We start from the raw sequence: 20,067 nt of genomic DNA, 5'->3' as shown, positions 1-20,067 counted from the left end.
TGATTGCGCGACAACAATAATCATTGGCGCCGAAAGCGCCCGGACGGACCCCGTCCCGATCGGGCGCACTGTGTCCATGGTGCTGGCACCACACCGCGACGGGACTTCCAACGACACGGTGAACGTATGCAACCCCAAAACACTGCCGCTGCGAGCAAGCAATCGCTGATCGTGCGCGGATTGACCCTGATCGCTCTGGTGCTGATGATCGGCGCCTATTTTTCGCCGACCTGGTGGGTCGCGCTGACCGCGCCCAACTACCCGGAAGACGCCTTTCCCGATGGTATCCGCATCCACTTCAGCTTTACCGGCGTGGAGAACGGCTGCAGCACGGCACCGAAAACCAGCCGTCTGATGACCGAGACCTTCCAGGAAGACCTCGGCTCCCAGAAAGAGCGCTACAACCCGATTCTCGAAGCCCAGAAAAAGCAGAAGACCGACGTCAACAAGAACGCCGAGGCCCTCGACTGCGTGCACGAGATGAACACCATCAACCACTACGTCGGCATGCACCCGATCGGCATCGGCGCGCCCGTCGAGCGGCAGGTGTCGCGTTACATCTTCGGTTTCTTCGGGGTGATGCTGCTCGGCTTCGCGATGGCCAAACGCAAGGCGCGCCTGACCGTGATGGCCATCGGTTTCGCCGCGGTCGCCGCCTGGATGGTCGGCGAGCTGTTCGTGATGGGCAAGCTGCAGTCCTACGCCGAGTACTACATGGGCGAGGCCGGTGCGTTCTTCAATGAACCCGAGCGCATTGCCGAGTGGGGCAGCATGCTCAAGAGTGTGACCACTGGCGTGGCGGTGGGCCTGATGGCGGCGATGGCCGTGGTGTGGGTCGGTGTCTGGAAGATCCGTGGCTTTTCCTTGCTGCTGGCCTTTGTGCCTGCGCTCCTGCCGATCTTCTTCGTCATCGACTACGCGGGCTGGCTGTGGTTCTTCGGCCACAACCTGCACCCGTGGGGCGCATTTACCGTCAAACCCTTCATGCCGACGGTGTTCGGCGTGGGCAAGGTGGCCCAGTTCTCTACCTATTCCTACCCCTACTGGGGCTATCTGCTGGTGGTGCTCATGAGCCTGTGCCTGTTGCTGGCCACGCTGCTGCGTCGCAAGCAGATGCGAGAGGGGACGGCCGAGTGAAAACCCTGGCGCGGCTTTTGCCGGTCGTCGCGGTGCTCGCTGGTTCGCTGTTCCCGCAAACCATCGCCCTGGCCGATGTCGATTCGATTCTCGACAAACTCAAGGCCTCGGGCCTGAAGGCGGCGGGAGAGGCGCCCAAGGCGGGGCCGGCCGAGCCGTTTGATCCCCGGGTGGCGTTTCCTGGCGCCGGCATGGAAAAAGAGGCGCCGAGCGAATCGGCTGCCGACTCCTGGGGCGATTCCAGCCGGCCGGCGCCCAAGCCGACCGCGCCCAATCGCACCGACATGCCCTGGTTCCAGACCCTGGTGGATGCGGCGCCGGTCGGCAGTGTGCTCAAGGTGCCGCCCGGCGACTACGCCGGCCCGGTGCTGGTCGACAAGACGCTCACCATCGAAGGCGATGGCAAGGTCGTGATTCATGGCGGCGGCAGCGGTACCGTGATGGTCGTGCAGGCGGCGGGCGTGACCTTGCGAGGGCTGCACCTGACCGGCTCTGGCGGTTCGCACGACTCGGACGACGCCTGTCTGAATGTGCGCGGCCAGCACGGCCTGTTCGAATCGATCCGGATGGATGATTGCCTGTTTGGGGTCGATCTCAAGCAAGCGAACCACAACACCCTGCGCAATAGCTACATCAGCTCCAAGCCCGCTGAGCTGGGTCTGCGAGGCGACGGTATCCGGCTGTGGTCGAGCCATCACAATCTGGTGGAGGGCAACGAGGTTGTCGATTCACGTGACGTGGTGGCCTGGTACTCGAACGACAACATCTTCCGCAACAACCTCGGCCGACGCTCCCGCTACTCGCTGCACTTCATGTTCGCCAACCGCAATCTGGTGGAGGGCAACAAGTACTACGAAAACTCGGTGGGCGTATACGTCATGTATGCCGGCTACTCGACCATCCGCAACAACGTCATTTCGCAGGCCAATGGCGCCACCGGCATGGCGGTCGGCATGAAGGAAGCCTCGGATGTGATTATCGAAGGCAACGAGATCATCTACTGCGCAGTCGGCATCGGCAGTGACATCTCGCCCTTTGAGCCCGACAGCACCGTAACCATCCGCGGCAACCGTATCGCCTACAACGGCATCGGCATTCAGTTCACCTCCGACATCGGCGGTACTGAGGTGAGCGGCAACGTCTTCGAAGGCAATCTGTCGCAGATCGCCGTCGGCGGTGCCGGCGCCGCCACCAAGAGCAAGTGGCACGGCAACTACTGGGACGATTACCAGGGCTTTGACCGCAATACCGATCGTGTGGGCGATACGCCTTACGAGCTGTACGCCTTCACCGATCAGCTGTGGATGGAGCAGCCCTACGCCCGCTTTTTCAAGAATGCGCCCATGCTCGAGGCGCTCGATTTTCTGGAACGGCTCGCGCCCTTCACCAGCCCTGTGCTGTTGCTCAAGGACGACGCACCGCTGTTCTACAACCCCAAAGAGGCAAGATCATGAGCCAGGAGACCGAATCCGGTCCGGCCGTGCCGGCCGAGTCTGACGCTGCGGCCGCACCCCGTGCCAAAAAGGGCGGCGCTGCACCGCGCTCGAACGCCCGGGCGCTCGAGGCGCGACGGCGATTCATTCGCACCGCGGTGATGAGCACTGGTGTGGTCGGCGCGGGGCTGGCCGGCTATCTGCCAGTGGCCGCGCAGGCCGACAATCCCCGCCTGCGCCCACCCGGTGCGCTGGACGAAAACGATTTTCTGTCGTCCTGTATCAAGTGCGGTCAGTGCGTTCAGGTGTGTCCGGTCGAAGCGATCGTGCTCGGTGACATCACCGATGGCTTTGGCCTGGGCGTGCCGCATATCGACTCGCGCAAGCAGGCCTGTGATTTCTCCTGCGATGCGGTGCAGTGCATTCTGGCCTGTCCGACCGGTTCGCTGGTCTATCGCAAACCCGATTTCCTGAAGATCCGACCCGGTGCAGAACTGGCACACAAGCCGGTGCTCAAGGCCAAGGCCAATGACCCGGAGCCCACGCTCAACCTGATCGAGCGTGCCGGTCTTGCGCGTCTGTCGCGTCCCGAGGCCTGTCTGGCGACGCAGGGCAAGGGCTTCAAGGGGCCGGCGCGTGGCGCCGACTTCACCGGGCAGATGCGCTACATGGACGTGGATCGCTGGGCGCCCATTCCGGTGGCCGACCACCCCTATGAGCGCGATCTGTGCGACCTGTGTGTCACCGAGTGCCCGATTCAGGACGCCATTCGCCTGGAAGTGACCGAAGCCGCCGACGGCAGCAAGCGCGGCATCCCGGTGGTGATGGAGCAATGCGTGGGCTGTGGCGTGTGTGAAATGATCTGCCCCGTGGAGCCGACCGCCATCGTGGTTGATTCGCGGGCAGTGTGGGAGGGCGAAGCATGAAAGGCCGATTCCTGGAGCAGATCATGCTCATGCTGGGGCAGGCGCCGAAGAAGCCGGTCGAGTTCACGCCCGAGGCCCAGAAGATTCACAAGATGAAGCGCCTGACCAAGGATGATTTCGAGGCCATGAAAAAGCATGTGCGCGACCATGCCCTCGAAAAGAACACTTGGCGCAACCGCCGCTGGACGGTGCTGATTCTGGTGAACATCCTGTTCACCTTCTCGTTCTGGCTCGACATCCAGATTCTGGAAGGTGCGCTCACCGCCTCACGCTTTGTCGGCTTTCACCTCATCGACCTGAACTCCGCCTTGCAGGTGATGCTGGCGCACAAGCACATCATCGTGAACCTGTTCATCGGCACGGCCACGGTGTTTCTGCTTTGGGCGGCGCTGGGCGGGCGCAGTTTCTGTTCCTGGGTGTGCCCCTATCACCTGGTGGCCGAGCTGTTCGAAAAGCTGCACCTCAAGCTGGTAGAGAAGAAGCTCGTTACCGACCATGAGTTCCATCGCGGTGCCCGTACCGTGATGTGGGTGCTGTTTTCGCTGCTGGCGATCGTCACCGGCTTCACCGTTTTCGAAACCCTGTCGCCGACGGGCATCCTCAGCCGCGCGCTCATTTACGGGCCCAGCCTGGCGCTGGGCTGGGTGGCGCTGCTGCTGGTGTTCGAGGTGGTGTATTCTCGTCGCGCCTGGTGCCGTTATGTGTGCCCCATCGGGCTGACCTACGGCGCAGTCGGTGTGATCTCGCCTGTGCGCGTGGTGTATGACCTAAATCATTGCTTCCACGAGGGCGACTGCCGCAAAGTGTGCCTCGTGCCCCACGTGCTCGAAGTTGTTATCAAGGGCCGCTCGCCGGATGTCAAAGTCCCGATCGGACCCGACTGCACCCGCTGCGGTCTGTGCGTGGATACCTGCCCCAGCGGTGCCCTCAAGTTCGAGGTCAAGGGGCTTAACAAGCTGCTTTAAGCGACCCCGGATGATTCGTTTCGATAGCGTCAAAAAACTGTTCCGGCGTCACCCCGTCCTTGACGGCGTGACGCTGGACATCGCCACTGGCGAGCGTATTGCCCTGATCGGCTCCAACGGTGCCGGCAAGACCACCTTGATCCGTTGCCTGCTGGGTGAGTACACCTTCGACGGCGAGGTACTGGTCGATGGCGAATCGCCGCGCAAGCAACGCGCCAGTGTGCTCGGCAAGATCGGCTTCGTGCCCCAGTTGCCGCCGCCGCTCAAGATGCCGGTCGGCCAGTTGGTCACTTTTGCCGCCGCGGTGTGCAATAGCGACCCCAAGCGGATCGAGACCATCGGCACCCGGCTCGGTCTGAACATCGACGAGCTGCGCAATCGCCCCTTCAATCGCCTCTCGGGCGGCATGAAGCAAAAGCTGCTGATCGCCATCGCGCTCGGGCGCGACGTGAAAGTGCTGGTGCTCGACGAGCCCGCCGCCAACCTCGACCCCGAGGCCCGGCATATTTTCTTCAGCCTGCTGGCCGAGCGGATTGAAAACACCTCGATGATCATCTCCAGCCACCGTCTCGACGAAGTGGCGCAGTTGGTCAATCGTGTGATCGAAATGGACATGGGTATGGTGGTGCTCGACGACCGCGTGGCCGACGACTCGAATCTCGCCGCCATGCTCAACACCAAACTGCGTCTGCATCGCGCGGATGACGCCATTGCCCGGGCCCTGAGCGAGTGGAGCTTCACCGACGTGGGTGAGGGCATGGAGTGGCACGGGCTGGTGGCGGGCCCCGACCGGCTGCGCTTCCTCGGCATGCTCTCGCGCTACGTGGGTCTGCTCAAGGCCATCGATATGGTCGAACTCGACCCGGGAGTCACCCTGCAATGAGTCGCCGCCACTTTTTTCGCCAGATCGGTGCACTCGCCGCCGTGCCGCTGGCCGGCAGCTTGCTGACCGCCTGCGGGCCGGACGACCCGAACACCGGTCCGGTCGAGGTCAAATGGGATCGTGACCCCTGTGAGCGCTGCAACATGGTGCTCTCCGATCGCCGCTTTGCCGCCCAGATCCGCGACCCGCAGAAGCTGCCGCACAAGTTCGACGACTTCGGCGACGCCATCATCTTCATGAGCGAGAAAGGCTGGCCCGAAGACCAGATCGAATTCTGGGTCACCGACTACAAAACCACCTTGTGGATTGACGCCTTCAAGGCCCGTTATTTTGGCGGCAAGATCACGCCGATGGGCTACGGCCTCGGCGCCACCACCATCCCCAATCCGGGCGACATGTCCTACGAAGAAGCCAAGCAGTACGTGCTGGCGCGAGGCAAGTAAATGAAACACCTGTGGCTCACTGCCAAGCTCGACTTGGTCGAATCCCTGCGCTCGCGCTGGTTCCTCATCTACTCGCTGGTCTTCGGCGGCATCGTGGCGCTGCTCTTTGCCTTCGGCCTGACCGAATCGCGCGTCCTCGGCTTCATCGGCCTGTCGCGCTTGCTGGTCACCTACATCCAGCTGGCCATGGCAATCCTGCCCATCTTCGTGCTCATCACCACCGTGCGCTCCGTCGCCGGTGACCGCGAAGCCGGCGTTTTCGAATACCTGCTCTCGCTGCCCGTGTCGCTGTCGGCCTGGTACTGGGGCAAGATCGTCGGGCGCTACGTCTCCATCTTTCTGCCGGTGTTCGCCGCCATGGCTGGTGCCGCGCTGTGGGCGATGTTCCAGGAAATCGAAGTGCCCTGGGGCATGTTCCTCTACTACACCGCCATCCTCGCCGCCATGGGCTGGTGCTTCCTCGGCATCGGCATGCTGCTGTCCACGCTGGCGCGCAGCACCGACGTCGCCCAAGGCCTGGCCTTTGTCACCTGGCTGGTGATGCTGCTCTTCCTCGACCTGATCCTGCTCGGCCTGCTGATTCAGTCGCGCGTCGCGCCCGAGTTTGCCATCACTCTGGCGCTGGCCAACCCGCTGCAGGTCTTCCGTACCGCCGCGCTGTCGATGTTCGATCCGCAGTTGATCGTCTTCGGCCCCTCGGCTTATGTGATTCTCGATCTGTTCGGCGTCGCCGGTTTCAAGATTTTCGCGGTGGTTTATCCTGTGCTTCTTGGCACCCTGTCTGCCGCGACCGGCTTTGTGCTGTTCCGCCGCAGCGATCTGCCTTAAAAAGGAATCGCCATGCGCCACCTGTTTGCCCTGCTGTTTTTCGCGGTCACCAGCCTGTCGGCACACGCTGCCGACGAGGCCACGGCGCTGTTCGCGGCGGGATTTCCCGGTCTGGATGGCAAGCCGGTCGCGCTGGCATCGCTCAAAGGCAAGCCGGCGGTGGTCAACTTCTGGGCGCGCTGGTGCGGCCCCTGCCGCAGCGAGATTCCGCATCTGGCCGAGCTCGCCAAGCAGCACAAGGCGGCCGGCTTGCAGGTGGTTGGCATCGGGGTTGAAGACCTCGGCGACAGCGCCCGCGACTTTGTCGCTGCGTATGAGATGGACTATCTCGTCGTTTTTGCCGGTGCCGGTAAAGGCGTCGAACTCATGAAGGCGCTGGGCAACACCAAGGCCGGCTTGCCCTTCACGGTGGTCATCGACGCCGACGGCAAGATCACCACCCGCAAGCTCGGCGTGATGAGCGCCGACGACATGCAGGCCGCCGTCGCGCCCCTGCTGTGAAACGCCGCCAGGCCCTGCACGCGCTGGCCGGCCTCGGGGCCGGCCTCGTTTTCGGTCAGGCGCGCAGCGCGCAAGCCCTGCTGCCGCCCGCCAAGAAAGGCCGGGTGGTCGTTGTCGGCGGTGGCTGGGGCGGCCTCTCCGCCGCCGCCCACCTGCGCCGCGCGCTCCCGGCGAGGGACATCGTCCTCATCGAACGGCAGCCGCGTTTCTTCTCCCTGCCGCTGTCCAACGCCTGGCTCATCGACCGGGTGCCCGACGCCACGCTCGAGCACGACTACCGGCAAGCGGCCGCGCGTCATGGCTACACCTTTGTGCAGGCCGAGGTGCAGGGCATTGACCGGCAAACCCGCCATATTGAAACCGCCGACGGCCGCCTGAGCTACGACTGGCTCGTGCTCTCGCCCGGCATCGCCGAAAATCTCGCGCCGTGGGTCGGTGGCGACGCTGACGCGCTCACCGCGATTCGCCAGCAATTCGATGGCGGCTTCGTTGGCGCGGCCGGCGTCCGGCAGCTCAAGCAACGGCTGCACGCCTTCAAAGGCGGCGATCTGCTCATGACCATCCCGCCCGCGCCCTACCGTTGCCCGCCCACGCCCTACGAGCGGGCCATCGCCATCGCCACCTGGTTTCGCACGCACCAGATCAAGGGCCGGCTCATCGTGCTCGACCCCGGCGCCGGCATGGCGGGCTTCCGCGACAGCTTCGACCGCCAGCTCTCTGACTATGTCGACTTCAAGCCTTTTCAGCGCATCGAGCGTGTCGACCCGTTCAAGAAAGTCGTCGTCACCGATTTCGATGAATTCCCCTTCGCCGACGCCATTCTCGCCGGCCCACAACAGGCTGGTGCGCTGATCCGTCTCGCCGGCCTTGACCGACGTAACGACCACGGCGAGCCCACCGGCTGGGCCGACGTCGATGCCCGCACGCTGCAATCCGTCGCCGACGAGCAGGTCTTCGTCATCGGCGATGCCGCCGGCCTTGTCTCGCCGCTCTTCGGTCACTACCCCAAGACCGGCCATATGGCCGTCCACCACGGCCGCATCGCCGCCGCCGCCATCGCCGCCCGCGTGCAAGGCACAGCGTTCGACCCCCCGTTCCCCGACAGCACCTGTTGGGTCTACGACAGCTTCACCCCGCCCGAAATGGTCCGTATCGACGCCAGCTACCGTATCCGCGGCGACGGCGCGCTCGAACAGCGTATCGACCAGGCGCGCGAGAACCAGCCACGCGGCGAGGAGATGGCCTGGGCGGCGGGGATGTTTGCGGAGATGTTCGGGGAGTAGTCCGGCACCGAGGATTTAATTTGTCGTATCCTTATGGGGTGGAAAAGAAAACAATAGAATTGGCATGGGTAGTCGGTGGCTTGGTCGCTTTGGCCACCAGTTTTGTGCTTGGTCGTCAGTTCGCCTTGAAAAGAGAACTCCCTGAGCATAGGGCGCGTGTCGAGCGAGTCGTCGAGGGGACCCTGGTTGGCGGCCAGGCAAAAATGGCGTCGCTGCATGTTTCGCTCTATCAGAATCTCCGGGCAGGAAATCTCGACTACGTCGAATCCGCCCTTTGCCAACTGATCAAGGCGGATGCGACTCTTCTCGCGCACGCCGAGCGGTCTGGCGACGGTATCGAAGATGCCTTCGATGCGCTGAACCGGCCGCATGTCGCCGGCGCATTGGCGCGTACTCGCGACAGCGGCTGTGCGCCGGGTTGAGCCGGCCGCGCCTGCGCCAGCATTGGCCGGAACTTCCGGCCTGTCGCCGCAGTCCAGGGGGTGTCGCAACCCACTCAGAGACGTCCGGCGACCGCCCGTGCGAGATTGCAGCCTGGCGGCGCCGGCAAGGATGCCCCGATGACCGATCTTTCCACCTTCCCCATCACCCGCAAGTGGCCGGCGCGCCACCCCGACCGGCTTCAGCTCTATTCGCTGCCGACGCCCAATGGCGTCAAGGTGTCGATCATGCTCGAAGAGATCGGCTTGCCGTATGAAGCGCACAAGGTCAGTTTCGACACCAACGACCAGAATTCGCCGGCCTTCCTGTCGCTGAACCCCAACAACAAGATCCCCGCCATCCTCGATTCGGACGGGCCGGGCGGCCAGCCGCTGCCGCTGTTCGAATCCGGCGCGATCCTGATCTATCTGGCCGACAAGTGCGGCCAGTTGCTGCCCACCGATGCCCATGGCCGCTACCTGACCTTGCAGTGGTTGATGTTCCAGATGGGCGGCATCGGGCCGATGTTCGGGCAGCTGGGGTTCTTCCACAAGTTTTCCGGCAAGGACATCGAAGACAAGCGCCCGCGCGATCGCTATGTGGACGAATCGCGGCGTCTGCTGCGTGTGCTCGACCAGCAACTGCAGGGGCGTGCCTGGCTGATGGGCGAGGCCTATACCATCGCCGATATCGCCACCTTCCCGTGGGTACGCAATCTGATCGGTTTCTACGAGGCCGGAGATCTGGTCGGCATATCGGATTTTGCCAACGTGACCCGTGTGCTGGAGGCCTTTGTCGCCCGGCCGGCGGTGCAGCGGGGCTTGAAGATTCCGGCATAGGGAAGGTTCGTTGGTTGGGTCTCGCCCCGGCCAATCCAAGTGCGTCGAGGGCGGGCCCGTCGAGCCGTCGAAAGCGTAACGTGCCAGCGCCCCGATACGGCAGACAAGGCAATCGTGCCTGATCAATAATCAACGGCTGGTGAGGGCCGCCGCGTCGGCGGGAATCGGTCGGAGGCGGCCAGTGGCGCCGCCGCCATCACACCCCTCAGTGCCGCCACCACACCTTGCTGTCCCCGTCCTTGAGAATCAGGAAGGTGTTGAAGGGCTCTCGCCGTGGGCGCTCGGTGCCTTTGGTCTTGTCCAGCGTGGTGCAGCCGGTCTCGCAGGTGGGGCTGGAGTATTCGCGGCCCGGCGCGCCGAGCGGCAGGCCGGGTACGGCGAGGCCGCGGGCGTCGGGATTTTTCTCGAGCAGCAGCTGGATGTCTTCGGCGGGCACGTGGCCTTCAATGAAGTAGCCGGCGATGGTGGCGGAGGGGATGGCTTCGTAGCCGCGCGGGACCTTGAGGCGTTCTTTGGTGGCCTTGAGGTCGTCCATGGGCAGGCGATTGACGGTGACCTTGAAGCCGTGCTGGCGCAGGTGTTCGGCGTAGTCGATGCAGGCCAGGCAGACGGTCGGGGCGTACATCTCTATCTCGGCGGCGGGGGTGTCAGCGTTTGCGGCGGTGCTCAGCGTGAGTGCGGTGAGTGCGGTAAGGAACAGGGTTTTCATGGCGTCTCCTTCAGCACGGCTTGCCGGCCTGGCAGCCTTTGAGAATCCACAATGAGATAACGCCGACGGTTTCGTCGGCCTTGACCTTACGGCCCATCGCGGCGGGATCGCGGCCGTGGATGTTTTTGGCCACCGGGTCGGCGCCGGCTTCGAGCAACAGCTGGGCGTTGTCGGTTCGGGTGGCGTAGGCGGCCATGTGCAGCGGGGTGGAGCCGTCCTGGTCGCGGGCGTTGGGGTCGGCGCCGGCGGCGATCAGGGCGCGCATGGCGCTGAGGTCGGAATTCATGGCGGCCAGATGCAGCGGGGTGGAGCCGCGGGCGGTGCGCGCGTCGCGGGCCTTGGGGTCGGCCTTGAGTGCGGCGACCACCTCGTCTCCGGTGCCGGTGCGGGCGATCTGGTGAATGGGTTGTTCGCCTGGGTTGGCGTCGGCGGCGGGGGCCAGCGTCGGCAGGCCGAGGGCCGCCGTGAGGGCGAGCAGGCGGCTCAGGCCGCGCAGTCGGGTCAGCATCGACATCGGTCAGTTCTCCTGTGAGGTTGGGGCGCGCCCATGAGGCGCACACCTTGCCGTGGACGCACACAACCTGCCTTGCGCGGACGCAAATGCAGGGCGATTGGTCGCCATCGGATGGTCACTCGCCATGATCCTATAAACCGCAGTTGACCGCTTGTGCCCATGAGCAAAGGTATTGAACATGTGAAGCTTTTCGGCTTCGAGGCCGATGACCCGGTGGGTGATCGCGCTACGCGCCCGATTGCGGGTCCAACTACGGTTTCTAGGATGATGCCACCGAGGTGGTTTGGCGTGGCGTGCTTCAGCGTTTGCTGATTTGGACCCGGATTGCGCTGAAGCGTTGCAGTGCTATAGCTCAAGTATGCCCACACGTGGCGCCGACCGATGTGGGTGGCGGTGCGGCGCCCTGTTGCTTATGAGACGGTCGGACGTCCGGCGCTATGTCGTGTTGTGCTGCCTGCCTGCGACGGCCTGGGCGGCGTCGGCGAGTGCGGACTGGCTGGCGCAGATCGCGATGGGACTTGGCGAGGGTTTGCGTCGAGTGGCCATCGCGGTGGTGCACGGGGTGCTGCATCCGGGGGTGAGTGCCGACGGCATCGCTTTGGCCTTGTCGGATCGGCGACAAGGCCTGGAGGCCTGGCAGGCGACGGTGACGCATTGGTGGGCGGGCTTGGCGCTTGATCCGGCGGGCAGCGCCGGTGTGGCCGTGATGTGGGTGGTGTGTGCGGCTGGCAGTGTGGTAGTTGCGGCGGGTCTGAGTGCTGGCGGTGCGCGGCTGTGGCGCTTGGCAACGCGGCGGCGACCGGCGCCTCGACGAACGGGGTGCGCTGGCCGCTTGCGCCGGGCGTGGGCGATGCGGGTGGAGCGTCGGCGCGGTGAGCTCAGCGTGCGGTGGCTGTGGTGGCAACGCGTGGGGCATGGCATTGCGGATCTGCTGGCGACGCCGCGCTTGCTGCGCCGGCATGGGTTGGCCGGGGTGCGTTTCCTGGGGTGGCGGCTGCGGCGTGCGCTGGGGCGGCTGGGGGCGGTGCTTTTGCGCCAGCTCGGCCAGCAGTTCGCTTATCTGGCCTTGCCGCTGGCGTTGCTCGCCGGGCCATGGATTGATCTGGGCTTGCAGCGTGAGGCGACTGCGCGCCAGGCGGCGCGGACGCTGGTGCCGGCGACGCGAGATTTTCTCGCCGATGCGTCGGGGGCGAGCGTGCCCTCGCTCGAGGCGCAGGCGATGGCGCTACGGCAGCGCCATGCGGCGCACCGGCAGGCGTTGTTGGCACCGATCGCGCGATTGGATCAACGCCTGGATGCTGATCTGAATGTGCTTGAGGTGCAGCTCAGCGCGGGATCAGCCGACAGCACACTGCTCGATCATCGTCTGGATGGCGCGCTCGATCGGTTTGTGTCGGACCGTCTGCGTTGGGTGGGGCTACTGGTCTGGCCCCTGCCCGAAAGGCCACCCGATCCGCTCGCCGTGCCCCACACCTGGTTTGAGAGCCGGGCGACCGAGTACCGCATCTTTGCCCAGGCGCGCGAACAGGCGGCTGACCCCGCCGCGCGCGCTGCGCTCGATACGCTTCTTACCACGCTGGATGCGGAGTGGGACTACGACATCTGCCTGCGCGCTTGGGATCCGAACCTCTTGCTTGATCGGCCCTGGTCAGCGAAAGCGGCCGCGGAAGCGGCGCGAGAATGCGGGAGGCGGCCATGAACGTGCTGGTGCGCTACTGCAACATGCTGGCGGCGTGGGTGGTGTTGCTGCATCTGCTCAGTCGCGGCAGTGTGACCGGCGACGGGCTGTCGGCGTCGATGGCGGCCATGGGAAGTGCCGCCTTCTTTCTGAGCGGTCGTGTGCTGGCGGCGGTCGAGCGGTGGTGGATACAGCGCAGACGGGATCGTCGCGCCGAGGCGGTGCTGCTGCAACTGCTCAGCGGGGTGGACGATGTGCCGCCGCGGTTTGCGGTCTACCTGCGCCCGTTCTCGGTGACCGGTCGCCTGACGGTGATCAATCGCCGCTGGCGTGGTCTGCCCTTCATGCCGGCGTATTTCGCTCATGAGGCAGAGATGGAGTTCGAACGGGTGCTCGCCGCCGCGCTGTCGCCCGATCTGCCTCTGATTGCCCTGGGGCGGCCGGGCGAGGCGATTGGTGCGGGCCGGATCGCGGTGACGGACGCGGCGTGGAGGACCATGTTTCAGCAGCTCATCAAGCACGCCTGCTGGATTGTGATGATCCTGAGCGATCAGGGCGAAACCCGCTGGGAGGTCCAGCAGCTGGTCGCCCAGCAGCGCTTGGGTAAGACCGTGTTCATCATGCCGCCGGTGCTCAAGCATGGCAGCATCGATCTGCCTGGCTACTGGCGGCAGGTGCGCATCGGCGTGGCGCCGGATGGCGTGTGTTTGCCGGCCTATACGCCCGCCGGCCAGGCGTTCCGGCTCGGCCCGGGCGGGCGATTTTATCGCAGCCGCTACTTGCACCGCATGGGGGTGGCGGCCTTGCGCCGTACGCTGGCGGGCCTGACCACGGAGCGGCCACGCTAGCACCAAAGCAATAGGTTTTTCATCGGGTCGCCTAAAGTCTGACGATGCTCCGCCGTAGGCTGCTTTGTACGTCACGGTGACGGCTCGCGCGTAGCGGTTGCGGGGACTCGATCAGGCAGAGGAGGTTTTGATGGCGTCGACGGTGTTGGTGGTGGACGATTCGGCCATGGCGCGCAAGATGCTCATCCGCTCCTTGCCCGCGACCTGGGACGTCGAAGTTCGTCAGGCCACGAATGGGCTCGAGGCGCTGGCGGCGTATCGTCAGGGCGATGTGGATCTGATGTTTCTGGATCTGACCATGCCCGAGATGGACGGCTTTCAGGTGCTCGAAACGCTACGGGCCGAGGGCCTCAATTGTCTGGTGGTGGTCGTGTCGGCCGATATCCAGCCGGAGGCGCAGGAGCGCGTCAAACGCCTCGGTGCGATCGCTTTCGTCAAAAAACCGGTCGATCCAGAAAAGTTGGGCGGTGTGCTGCGCGAGTATGGAGTCGCCCTATGACCACTGCTCTGTTTTCCGAAGATCAGCGCGACGCGCTGCAGGAACTGACCAATATCGGCATGGGGCAGGCAGGCGCCTCGGTGGCGGCGGTGCTGGGCGAGTTTGTTCAACTCTCGGTGCCGCGGATTCTGGTGCTAAAGCCCAGTCTGATTCCTCCCGCACTCGAGCGTATCGTCGGGCCTGAGAAGGTGACCGCCGTACGCCAGGGCTTTCATGGCGATCTGCGTGGCGAAGCGGTGGTGGTGTATGGCGTCGCGCATTGTCGCGAGCTGGCCGATCTGATGGGCTATGACGAGGTACCCGACGAGGCCACTGAGCATGAACTGCTGCTCGATGTGAGCAATGTGCTGATCGGCGCCTGCCTGGGCGGGCTGGCCGAGCAGATCAGTGCCGAGATGGGGTTTTCGGCACCGTCGTTGATGGCCACCGAAGTCGAGGTGGGCAGTTTGCTGGATGTAAGCCGCATGGACTCGCCCTGTGCTTTGTTTGTCGAGGTGAACTTCAGCCTGGAGAAGCGTTCCTTTGCCTGCCACCTGATCATGCTGCTGCCGGAGGATCAGATTCTGGTGCTGCGCGACGCGATCGACCGTTTCCTGGCGAGCCTGTGACATGACCGAGCTGACCCACGGCGAACTGGGCGGATTCATCGCCGACCGGGTCGAGATCGGTGTCTTCGCCGTGGACGTTGAGTTCAAGGTCACCCTGTGGAATCGCTTCATGGCCACGCATAGCCGGCATTCGGCGGCGGATGTGCTGGGGCGCAACCTCTTCGAGGTGTTCCCCGAGCTGCCCCGATCCTGGCTTGAACGCAAAGTGCGTCATGTGCAGGCACTGCGCAATTACGCCTTCACCTCGTGGACACAGCGCCCCTATCTGTTCCGCTTCGATCACAACCGGCCGATCACCGGGGGCGTCGATGCCATGCGTCAGAACTGCACGTTTTTACCGGTCAAGAACGAAGCCGGTGAGGTGGTGCAGGTGTGCGTGACCGTGCAGGACGTGACCGACAACGCTATCGCTCACGAAGAGCTGGCGGCCAGCATGGCCGAGATCGAGCGCGAAAAGGCCGAGCAGCGAAAGCTGATCGGCGAACTGGCGCAGGCGCAGAACCAGCTGCTGCAGTCCGAAAAACTTGCCTCGATCGGGCAACTGGCGGCCGGCGTGGCGCATGAAATCAACAACCCCATCGGCTTCGTCAATTCCAACCTCGGGACGCTGGCCAGCTATGTGGATGAGTTGATGGTGGTGCTCGACGCCTACACCGGCGCGCATGACCAGATCCCCGAGAGCCTGCGGAGTGCGATCGATGCGCAGATCAAGGGCGTTGATCTCGACTACTTACGCGAGGACCTGGTCAATCTCGTCACCGAGAGCCGTGACGGGCTCGACCGGGTCAAAAAAATTGTGCAGGACTTGAAGGATTTCTCGCGCATGGGCGAGAGCGAGGCGGCCTGGGCTGATCTGCATCACTGTCTGGACACCACGCTCAATGTGGTCGCCAACGAGATCAAATACAAGGCCGAGGTGGTCAAGCAGTACGGCGAACTGCCCGAGATCGAATGCGTCGCTTCGCAGCTCAACCAGGTGTTCATGAATCTCGTCGTCAATGCGGCGCAGGCCATCGCCGAGCAGGGCACGATCACGGTGAGCACCGGCACCGAGGGCGAGCAGGTGTTTGTCTCGGTACGCGACACCGGCGCCGGCATTCCGCCCGAGGTGCTCAAGCGCATCTTCGACCCGTTTTACACCACCAAGCCGGTGGGCACCGGGACCGGTTTGGGGCTGTCGGTGTCCTACAGCATCATCGAGCGCCACGGCGGGCGCATCGTGGTCAATAGCAAACTTGGTGAGGGCACCGAGTTCAAGATATGGTTGCCGCTGCATTACCCGGCGGCCAAGACCGACGATAGCTGACGGGGGCTTTGGCTGGCGTCGGCAGGCTTATTTCAGGCTACCAGACAGAAATTGCCGCAGGCGCTCGCTGCGCGGATGATCGAAGACATCTACCGGGACACCGACCTCTTCGGCCAGACCCTGATGCAGAAACATCACCTGGCTGGACACCTCGCGGGCAAAGCCCATTTCGTGGGTCACCACCACCATGGTGCGCCCCTCCTCGGCGAGTGCGCGCATCACCTTGAGCACTTCACCGACCAGCTCCGGGTCGAGCGCCGAGGTGGGCTCATCGAACAGCAGCACGGCAGGTTCCATGGCCAGCGCCCGGGCGATCGCCACGCGCTGTTGCTGGCCGCCCGACATATGCGCCGGGTAGGCATCGCGGAAGCGGGCAATGCCCACCTTGTCGAGATAGGCCTCGGCGCGTTCGCGGGCTTCAGCCTTGCTCAGGCCGAGCACATGCACCGGGGCTTCCATGACGTTTTCGATCACCGTCATGTGCGCCCACAGGTTGAAGTGCTGAAACACCATCGCCAGCCGGGTGCGCAGACGCTGGAGTTGCTTGGCGTCGGCGACTTTCAGATGGCCATCGCCACCGCGCACCAGTCGGATTTCTTCGCCCGCAACATGGATGCGGCCGGCGTCGGGCTGCTCGAGGAAGTTGATGCAGCGCAGGAAGGTACTCTTGCCTGAGCCGGACGAGCCGATGATGCTGATCACGTCGCCGGCTTCGGCCGAGAGCGAGACGCCCTTGAGCACCTCGTGGTCGCCATAGCTTTTGTGCAGGTCTTCGACGGTCAGTTGGGTCATGCGGTGTGTCCTTTGATCGCCTTGCGCGGCTGCAGATGCGCCAGATAGCGCCGCTCGGCGAGGCGGAACAGGCCGACCAGGGCGAAGGTCAGCGTCAGGTAGAGCAGGCCGGCAAAGATGAAGGCTTCGAACGGCGCGAAGTGTTGCGAGTAGGCGTTGCGCGCCGCGCCGGTCAGGTCCATCAGCGTGACGGTCGAGGCAATTGCCGTGCCGTGCAGCATGAAGATCGCCTCGTTGCTGTACGCCGGCAGCGCCCGCCGCAGCGCGCCCGGAATCAGGATGCGCCGTAGCATCGTGACGCGGCTCATGCCACAGGCCTGGGCGGCTTCGATTTCGCCGTGCGGTGTGGTGCGCAGCGCACCGGCGAGAATCTCGGTGGTGTAGGCGCAGGTGTTGAGCGTGAAGGTAACGAGCGCGCAACCATAGGGCTCGCGGAAGGTCAGCCAGAAAGTGTTTCCAGCCTGCCACTGCGCCTGAATCCACTCGAATTGCCCGAGGCCGTAGTAGATCAGCAGCAGCTGCACCAGCATGGGTGTGCCGCGAAAGAAATAGGTGAAGGCCCACACCGGGCCGGCGACCAGGCGCTTGCGCGAGATCCGCATCACCGACAGCGGAATCGCGATCATCAGCCCGGCGGCCAGCGACAGCACGGTGAGTTGCGCGGTGAGCCACAGGCCGCTGGTGTATTGCGGCAGGCTCTCGGTGATCACGCTCCATTCGATCATGCCGCGCTCCGGCGCACGCCGACCGAGTAACGGCGTTCGAGGTGATTGAAGACCACCGATGACAGCGCGGTCATGCCCAGATAAAACGCGCACACCACGGCGTAGAACAGGAAGGGCTGGTGGGTGCTGCGCCCGGCCTGGTCGGCCAGCCAGGTGATGTCCGACAGACCGATGATGGACACCAGCGCGGTGCTCTTCTGCATGACTTGCCAGTTGTTGCCCAGGCCCGGCAGCGCGTGGCGCAGCATTTGTGGAAACAGGATGCGGCTGAACACCTGCCAGCGGCTCATGCCGTAGGCGGCGCCGGCTTCGAGCTGGCCGGCAGGCACGGCCAGGAAGGCGCCGCGGAAGGTCTCGGTGAAGTAGGCGCCAAAGATGAAGCCCAGCGTGGCAATGCCGGCGACGAAGGGATTGACGTCGATATAGTCCCATTCGAGCGCGTCGGTGGCGATGTTGATGAGCATCTGCCCGCCGTAAAACACCAGCAGCATCATGAGCAGATCGGGGATGCCGCGCACGATGGTGGTGTAGGCCACCGCGGGCGCGCGTACCAGACGCAGCTTCGACAGCTTGGCCGAGGCGCCGGCCAGGCCGAGCATCAGCGCCAGCACGAGCGAGAGCACGGCGACCTGGAAGGTCAGCCAGGCGCCGTCGAGCAGTGAAGCAGCGTAGCCGTGGAGCATGGCGTTAACGATCACGCCCCGCGGGCGCGGGGCGATCGATCAGCCGGGCGGCAGACAGCGTGGGGCTCATTCGCCGTAGATGTCCTGGGCGAAGTACTTTTTGCGGATGCTGTCGTAGGTACCGTTGGCGCGGATCTCGGCCAGGGCCTTGTTGATCTTGGCTTTCAGATCGGCGTCCTTTTTGCGCACGGCCACGCCCACGCCTTCGCCGATCACGGCTTTCTCGTCGGCGTTGCGGCCGAAGATGGTCGGCCCGGCAAAGGCATAGCCTTCTCCGGTCGGTTTGGTCAGGAAGCCGCCCTCAGCTTCGAGCGCGTCCACCCAGGTGGCGTCGAGACGGCCGGCGGCCAGGTCGAGATAGACCTCTTCCTGTTTGCCGTAGCGGATCACCTCAACACCCTCGCTGGCCCAGAAACGGGTGGCGAAGTTGTCGGCCACGGTGCCGCGCTGCACGCCGATGCGCTTGCCTTTGAGCAGTGCCAGGTCGGGGCGCAGTGCGCTGCCCTTGGCGGTGACCAGACCCAGCGGCGTGGCGTAATACTTGTCGGAAAAATCGACTTTTTTCTTGCGGTCTTCGGTGATCGACATGGAAGCGGCGATGGCGTCGAACTTGCGGCCCATCAACGCCGGGATCATGCCGTCCCACTCTTGCTTGACCCAGGTGCACTCGGCTTGCATCTGCTTGCACAGCGCGTTGGCGATGTCGACGTCAAAGCCCTGCACCGTGCCGTCGGGCGCGGTCATGTTGAACGGGGGGTAGGCGCCTTCGGTGGCGAAGCGGATCTTGGTCCAGTCTTTGGCCAGGGCGTTCTGGCTGAGGATGGCCAAGGCGGCCATCAGGCAGATGCGTCGGATCATGGGTGTCTCCTCCCGTCTTGTTCGAGTGAGCCGCTTCGGCCTTGTGGGCGGCGGCGCGTGGGCCGCATGATCGCAGGATCGCACACTTGGTTCAATGTGCGGCCGGCCGAAAGGGAAAAACGCGCGGAGATGGCCGGCTTCGCGGAAAAAGCCGTCGGAATTCGGCATTTTGGCAAAAATTGATTCTTGCCCTCAGGCCTCGCTTGCGTCGGCCAGGCGTCTGATGATGGCCTCGGCGAGGGCGTCGGCCGCTGGTGGGTGGAAGCGGAAGAACAGTTCGGGCTCGACCAATTCGAGTTCCATGAGGCGAAAATCGTCCGGCCCGCGGCGCACGAAATCGACTCGCGCATACAGTGGCAGCGTGGCGCAGGCGCGTACGGCGGCTTCGGCAAAAGCGCGTTCGTCGTCGGCCGGTGCGTGCGCGTGCACGGTGCCGCCGTGGTCATCCTGCACGCGGAAGTCGCCGGCCTTGGCGGTCTTGCGGATGGCGTGGGTGGTGAGGCCGTCGATGACGATCAGCGACAGCTCGCCGTCGTTGACGATGGCCGGCTCAAAGGCTTGCACCATCATCGCCTCGGCGGCGGCGCAGTTGGAAAAGATCGCTTCATGGGTGGCGGCGTTTTCGGTGTTGATACGGTAGGTGAGCCGCGCGGCGCCGGACACCACGGGCTTGAACACCGCTTCGGACCAGCCTTGTGCGGCCAGAATGTCGGCCAGCCTCGTCGCCTCGCCGCGTTCGACATAGACCGTGGGCACCATGGCCACGCCCGCGGCGCCCAGCTCGGCCAGATAGCGCTTGTCCATGTTCCAGCGCAGCGTGGCCGCATCATTGAAAAAGCGGGTCTGCGCGGCGGCCTTGTCGAACCATCGGTTGAACTCGTCAAAGCGGTCGAAATAATCCCAGGTGCTGCGAAACAGGGCGCAGCGGGTCTCGCGCCAGTGCATGTCGGGGTCGGCCCAGGAGCGACGTTCGACACGCTGGCCACGGGCGCGCAGTGCGTCGGCCACCAGGCCGTCCTCGGTGGCAATCTGCTGCTGATACCAGTCGCGGGGGTCGGGCGTGGTGTAGCGATCTTCGGTGAGGATGATGACGTCGGTGGTGGCGGACATGGTCGGGCGGGGTGGTAGCGCAAAGGCGGCATTCTATCCGCTTGCCCGGGCGCTTGCCGCGTTGAGGCTGGCGCGCTGG

23 protein-coding genes are annotated in these 20,067 nt (G+C 64.4%); 16 read left to right on the top strand and 7 right to left on the bottom strand.

Features of this window, described 5'->3' with window-relative positions; all coding sequences use genetic code 11:
* Positions 1–126: 126 nt before the first annotated feature.
* From FHP91_RS03095 to FHP91_RS03045, 11 genes are all read left to right on the top strand, one after another.
* Positions 127–1,137, top strand: coding sequence for a hypothetical protein (locus FHP91_RS03095; protein WP_144308197.1), 1,011 nt, complete (start codon positions 127–129; stop codon positions 1,135–1,137).
* On the top strand, positions 1,134–2,591 hold the full coding sequence (gene nosD, locus FHP91_RS03090; RefSeq protein WP_246116203.1) for a nitrous oxide reductase family maturation protein NosD: 1,458 nt from the start codon (positions 1,134–1,136) through the stop codon (positions 2,589–2,591). The genes FHP91_RS03095 and nosD overlap by 4 nt, the downstream gene beginning before the upstream one ends.
* Positions 2,588–3,496 carry a 4Fe-4S dicluster domain-containing protein gene (locus FHP91_RS03085; protein ID WP_144176348.1) on the top strand — a complete coding sequence of 303 codons (909 nt, stop codon included), beginning with the start codon at positions 2,588–2,590 and terminating at the stop codon, positions 3,494–3,496. Before nosD ends, FHP91_RS03085 begins: the two co-directional genes overlap by 4 nt.
* Positions 3,493–4,461 carry a NapH/MauN family ferredoxin-type protein gene (locus FHP91_RS03080; protein ID WP_144308196.1) on the top strand — a complete coding sequence of 323 codons (969 nt, stop codon included), beginning with the start codon at positions 3,493–3,495 and terminating at the stop codon, positions 4,459–4,461. The genes FHP91_RS03085 and FHP91_RS03080 overlap by 4 nt, the downstream gene beginning before the upstream one ends.
* A 10-nt stretch (positions 4,462–4,471) precedes the next feature.
* Positions 4,472–5,344, top strand: a complete 873-nt coding sequence (locus FHP91_RS03075; protein ID WP_144308195.1) for an ABC transporter ATP-binding protein — start codon at positions 4,472–4,474, stop codon at positions 5,342–5,344.
* A complete protein-coding gene (locus tag FHP91_RS03070) occupies positions 5,341–5,787 on the top strand; it encodes a protein NosL (protein ID WP_144308194.1) in 447 nt (148 codons plus the stop codon). The genes FHP91_RS03075 and FHP91_RS03070 overlap by 4 nt, the downstream gene beginning before the upstream one ends.
* A complete protein-coding gene (locus FHP91_RS03065; protein WP_144308193.1) occupies positions 5,788–6,615 on the top strand; it encodes an ABC transporter permease in 828 nt (275 codons plus the stop codon).
* 12 nt (positions 6,616–6,627) lie between these two features.
* Positions 6,628–7,116 (top strand): TlpA family protein disulfide reductase, encoded by a 489-nt coding sequence (locus FHP91_RS03060; protein WP_144308192.1) that lies wholly within the window; start codon positions 6,628–6,630, stop codon positions 7,114–7,116.
* On the top strand, positions 7,113–8,399 hold the full coding sequence (locus FHP91_RS03055) for an FAD-dependent oxidoreductase (RefSeq protein WP_144308191.1): 1,287 nt from the start codon (positions 7,113–7,115) through the stop codon (positions 8,397–8,399). Before FHP91_RS03060 ends, FHP91_RS03055 begins: the two co-directional genes overlap by 4 nt.
* A gap of 20 nt (positions 8,400–8,419) precedes the next feature.
* Positions 8,420–8,821 carry a hypothetical protein gene (locus FHP91_RS03050; protein WP_144308190.1) on the top strand — a complete coding sequence of 134 codons (402 nt, stop codon included), beginning with the start codon at positions 8,420–8,422 and terminating at the stop codon, positions 8,819–8,821.
* Positions 8,822–8,959: 138 nt separating this feature from the next.
* Positions 8,960–9,658, top strand: a complete 699-nt coding sequence (locus FHP91_RS03045) for a glutathione S-transferase N-terminal domain-containing protein (protein ID WP_144308189.1) — start codon at positions 8,960–8,962, stop codon at positions 9,656–9,658.
* A 205-nt stretch (positions 9,659–9,863) separates the two neighbouring features.
* Here FHP91_RS03045 and FHP91_RS03040 read toward each other — a convergent pair whose 3' ends face one another.
* Both FHP91_RS03040 and FHP91_RS03035 read right to left on the bottom strand, forming a co-directional pair.
* Entirely contained in the window at positions 9,864–10,367 is a 504-nt protein-coding gene (locus tag FHP91_RS03040) for a DUF411 domain-containing protein (RefSeq protein WP_144308188.1), read from the bottom strand.
* A gap of 10 nt (positions 10,368–10,377) precedes the next feature.
* A complete protein-coding gene (locus FHP91_RS03035) occupies positions 10,378–10,881 on the bottom strand; it encodes an ankyrin repeat domain-containing protein (protein WP_246116202.1) in 504 nt (167 codons plus the stop codon).
* A gap of 412 nt (positions 10,882–11,293) precedes the next feature.
* On the opposite strand from FHP91_RS03035, the gene FHP91_RS03030 reads away from it, so the two are divergent.
* From FHP91_RS03030 to FHP91_RS03010, 5 genes are all read left to right on the top strand, one after another.
* Entirely contained in the window at positions 11,294–12,580 is a 1,287-nt protein-coding gene (locus FHP91_RS03030; RefSeq protein ID WP_144308187.1) for a hypothetical protein, read from the top strand.
* Positions 12,577–13,407: a hypothetical protein gene (locus FHP91_RS03025; protein ID WP_144308186.1), complete on the top strand. Its 831-nt coding sequence runs from the start codon at positions 12,577–12,579 to the stop codon at positions 13,405–13,407. Before FHP91_RS03030 ends, FHP91_RS03025 begins: the two co-directional genes overlap by 4 nt.
* Positions 13,408–13,537: 130 nt before the next feature.
* Positions 13,538–13,906 carry a response regulator gene (locus tag FHP91_RS03020; protein ID WP_144308185.1) on the top strand — a complete coding sequence of 123 codons (369 nt, stop codon included), beginning with the start codon at positions 13,538–13,540 and terminating at the stop codon, positions 13,904–13,906.
* The gene (locus FHP91_RS03015) at positions 13,903–14,514 is read left to right on the top strand and encodes a hypothetical protein (RefSeq protein WP_144308184.1); all 612 of its coding nucleotides are present in this window, start codon (positions 13,903–13,905) and stop codon (positions 14,512–14,514) included. Before FHP91_RS03020 ends, FHP91_RS03015 begins: the two co-directional genes overlap by 4 nt.
* 1 nt (position 14,515) lies before the next feature.
* The gene (locus FHP91_RS03010) at positions 14,516–15,820 is read left to right on the top strand and encodes an ATP-binding protein (RefSeq protein WP_144308183.1); all 1,305 of its coding nucleotides are present in this window, start codon (positions 14,516–14,518) and stop codon (positions 15,818–15,820) included.
* Positions 15,821–15,847: 27 nt separating this feature from the next.
* Here the strand turns inward: FHP91_RS03010 and FHP91_RS03005 are convergent, their stop codons facing one another.
* The 5 genes from FHP91_RS03005 to FHP91_RS02985 form a co-directional block, all read right to left on the bottom strand.
* Positions 15,848–16,612, bottom strand: a complete 765-nt coding sequence (locus tag FHP91_RS03005) for an ABC transporter ATP-binding protein (protein WP_144308182.1) — start codon at positions 16,610–16,612, stop codon at positions 15,848–15,850.
* The gene (locus FHP91_RS03000; protein WP_144308181.1) at positions 16,609–17,337 is read right to left on the bottom strand and encodes an ABC transporter permease; all 729 of its coding nucleotides are present in this window, start codon (positions 17,335–17,337) and stop codon (positions 16,609–16,611) included. The genes FHP91_RS03005 and FHP91_RS03000 overlap by 4 nt, the downstream gene beginning before the upstream one ends.
* Positions 17,334–18,020 (bottom strand): ABC transporter permease, encoded by a 687-nt coding sequence (locus tag FHP91_RS02995; RefSeq protein WP_144308180.1) that lies wholly within the window; start codon positions 18,018–18,020, stop codon positions 17,334–17,336. The genes FHP91_RS03000 and FHP91_RS02995 overlap by 4 nt, the downstream gene beginning before the upstream one ends.
* Before the next feature lie 66 nt (positions 18,021–18,086).
* Positions 18,087–18,878 (bottom strand): ABC transporter substrate-binding protein, encoded by a 792-nt coding sequence (locus FHP91_RS02990; RefSeq protein ID WP_144308179.1) that lies wholly within the window; start codon positions 18,876–18,878, stop codon positions 18,087–18,089.
* A gap of 192 nt (positions 18,879–19,070) precedes the next feature.
* Entirely contained in the window at positions 19,071–19,988 is a 918-nt protein-coding gene (locus tag FHP91_RS02985; RefSeq protein ID WP_144308178.1) for an ATP-grasp domain-containing protein, read from the bottom strand.
* Between the last annotated feature and the right edge of the window lie 79 nt (positions 19,989–20,067).

Origin of the sequence: Denitromonas halophila (assembly GCF_007625155.1) — a bacterium.
Classification (GTDB): Bacteria; Pseudomonadota; Gammaproteobacteria; order Burkholderiales; family Rhodocyclaceae; genus Nitrogeniibacter; species Nitrogeniibacter halophilus.
This window is presented reverse-complemented; position numbering and strand designations above follow the sequence as displayed.

Coding starts and splice junctions, on each gene's coding strand:
- FHP91_RS03095 (WP_144308197.1), top strand. CDS start 127: ATGCAACCCCAAAACACTGCCGCTGCGAGCAAGCAATCGCTGATCGTG.
- FHP91_RS03085 (WP_144176348.1), top strand. CDS start 2,588: ATGAGCCAGGAGACCGAATCCGGTCCGGCCGTGCCGGCCGAGTCTGAC.
- FHP91_RS03080 (WP_144308196.1), top strand. CDS start 3,493: ATGAAAGGCCGATTCCTGGAGCAGATCATGCTCATGCTGGGGCAGGCG.
- FHP91_RS03075 (WP_144308195.1), top strand. CDS start 4,472: ATGATTCGTTTCGATAGCGTCAAAAAACTGTTCCGGCGTCACCCCGTC.
- FHP91_RS03070 (WP_144308194.1), top strand. CDS start 5,341: ATGAGTCGCCGCCACTTTTTTCGCCAGATCGGTGCACTCGCCGCCGTG.
- FHP91_RS03065 (WP_144308193.1), top strand. CDS start 5,788: ATGAAACACCTGTGGCTCACTGCCAAGCTCGACTTGGTCGAATCCCTG.
- FHP91_RS03060 (WP_144308192.1), top strand. CDS start 6,628: ATGCGCCACCTGTTTGCCCTGCTGTTTTTCGCGGTCACCAGCCTGTCG.
- FHP91_RS03045 (WP_144308189.1), top strand. CDS start 8,960: ATGACCGATCTTTCCACCTTCCCCATCACCCGCAAGTGGCCGGCGCGC.
- FHP91_RS03040 (WP_144308188.1), bottom strand. CDS start 10,367: ATGAAAACCCTGTTCCTTACCGCACTCACCGCACTCACGCTGAGCACC.
- FHP91_RS03035 (WP_246116202.1), bottom strand. CDS start 10,881: ATGTCGATGCTGACCCGACTGCGCGGCCTGAGCCGCCTGCTCGCCCTC.
- FHP91_RS03030 (WP_144308187.1), top strand. CDS start 11,294: ATGAGACGGTCGGACGTCCGGCGCTATGTCGTGTTGTGCTGCCTGCCT.
- FHP91_RS03025 (WP_144308186.1), top strand. CDS start 12,577: ATGAACGTGCTGGTGCGCTACTGCAACATGCTGGCGGCGTGGGTGGTG.
- FHP91_RS03020 (WP_144308185.1), top strand. CDS start 13,538: ATGGCGTCGACGGTGTTGGTGGTGGACGATTCGGCCATGGCGCGCAAG.
- FHP91_RS03015 (WP_144308184.1), top strand. CDS start 13,903: ATGACCACTGCTCTGTTTTCCGAAGATCAGCGCGACGCGCTGCAGGAA.
- FHP91_RS03010 (WP_144308183.1), top strand. CDS start 14,516: ATGACCGAGCTGACCCACGGCGAACTGGGCGGATTCATCGCCGACCGG.
- FHP91_RS03005 (WP_144308182.1), bottom strand. CDS start 16,612: ATGACCCAACTGACCGTCGAAGACCTGCACAAAAGCTATGGCGACCAC.
- FHP91_RS03000 (WP_144308181.1), bottom strand. CDS start 17,337: ATGATCGAATGGAGCGTGATCACCGAGAGCCTGCCGCAATACACCAGC.
- FHP91_RS02995 (WP_144308180.1), bottom strand. CDS start 18,020: ATGCTCCACGGCTACGCTGCTTCACTGCTCGACGGCGCCTGGCTGACC.
- FHP91_RS02990 (WP_144308179.1), bottom strand. CDS start 18,878: ATGATCCGACGCATCTGCCTGATGGCCGCCTTGGCCATCCTCAGCCAG.
- FHP91_RS02985 (WP_144308178.1), bottom strand. CDS start 19,988: ATGTCCGCCACCACCGACGTCATCATCCTCACCGAAGATCGCTACACC.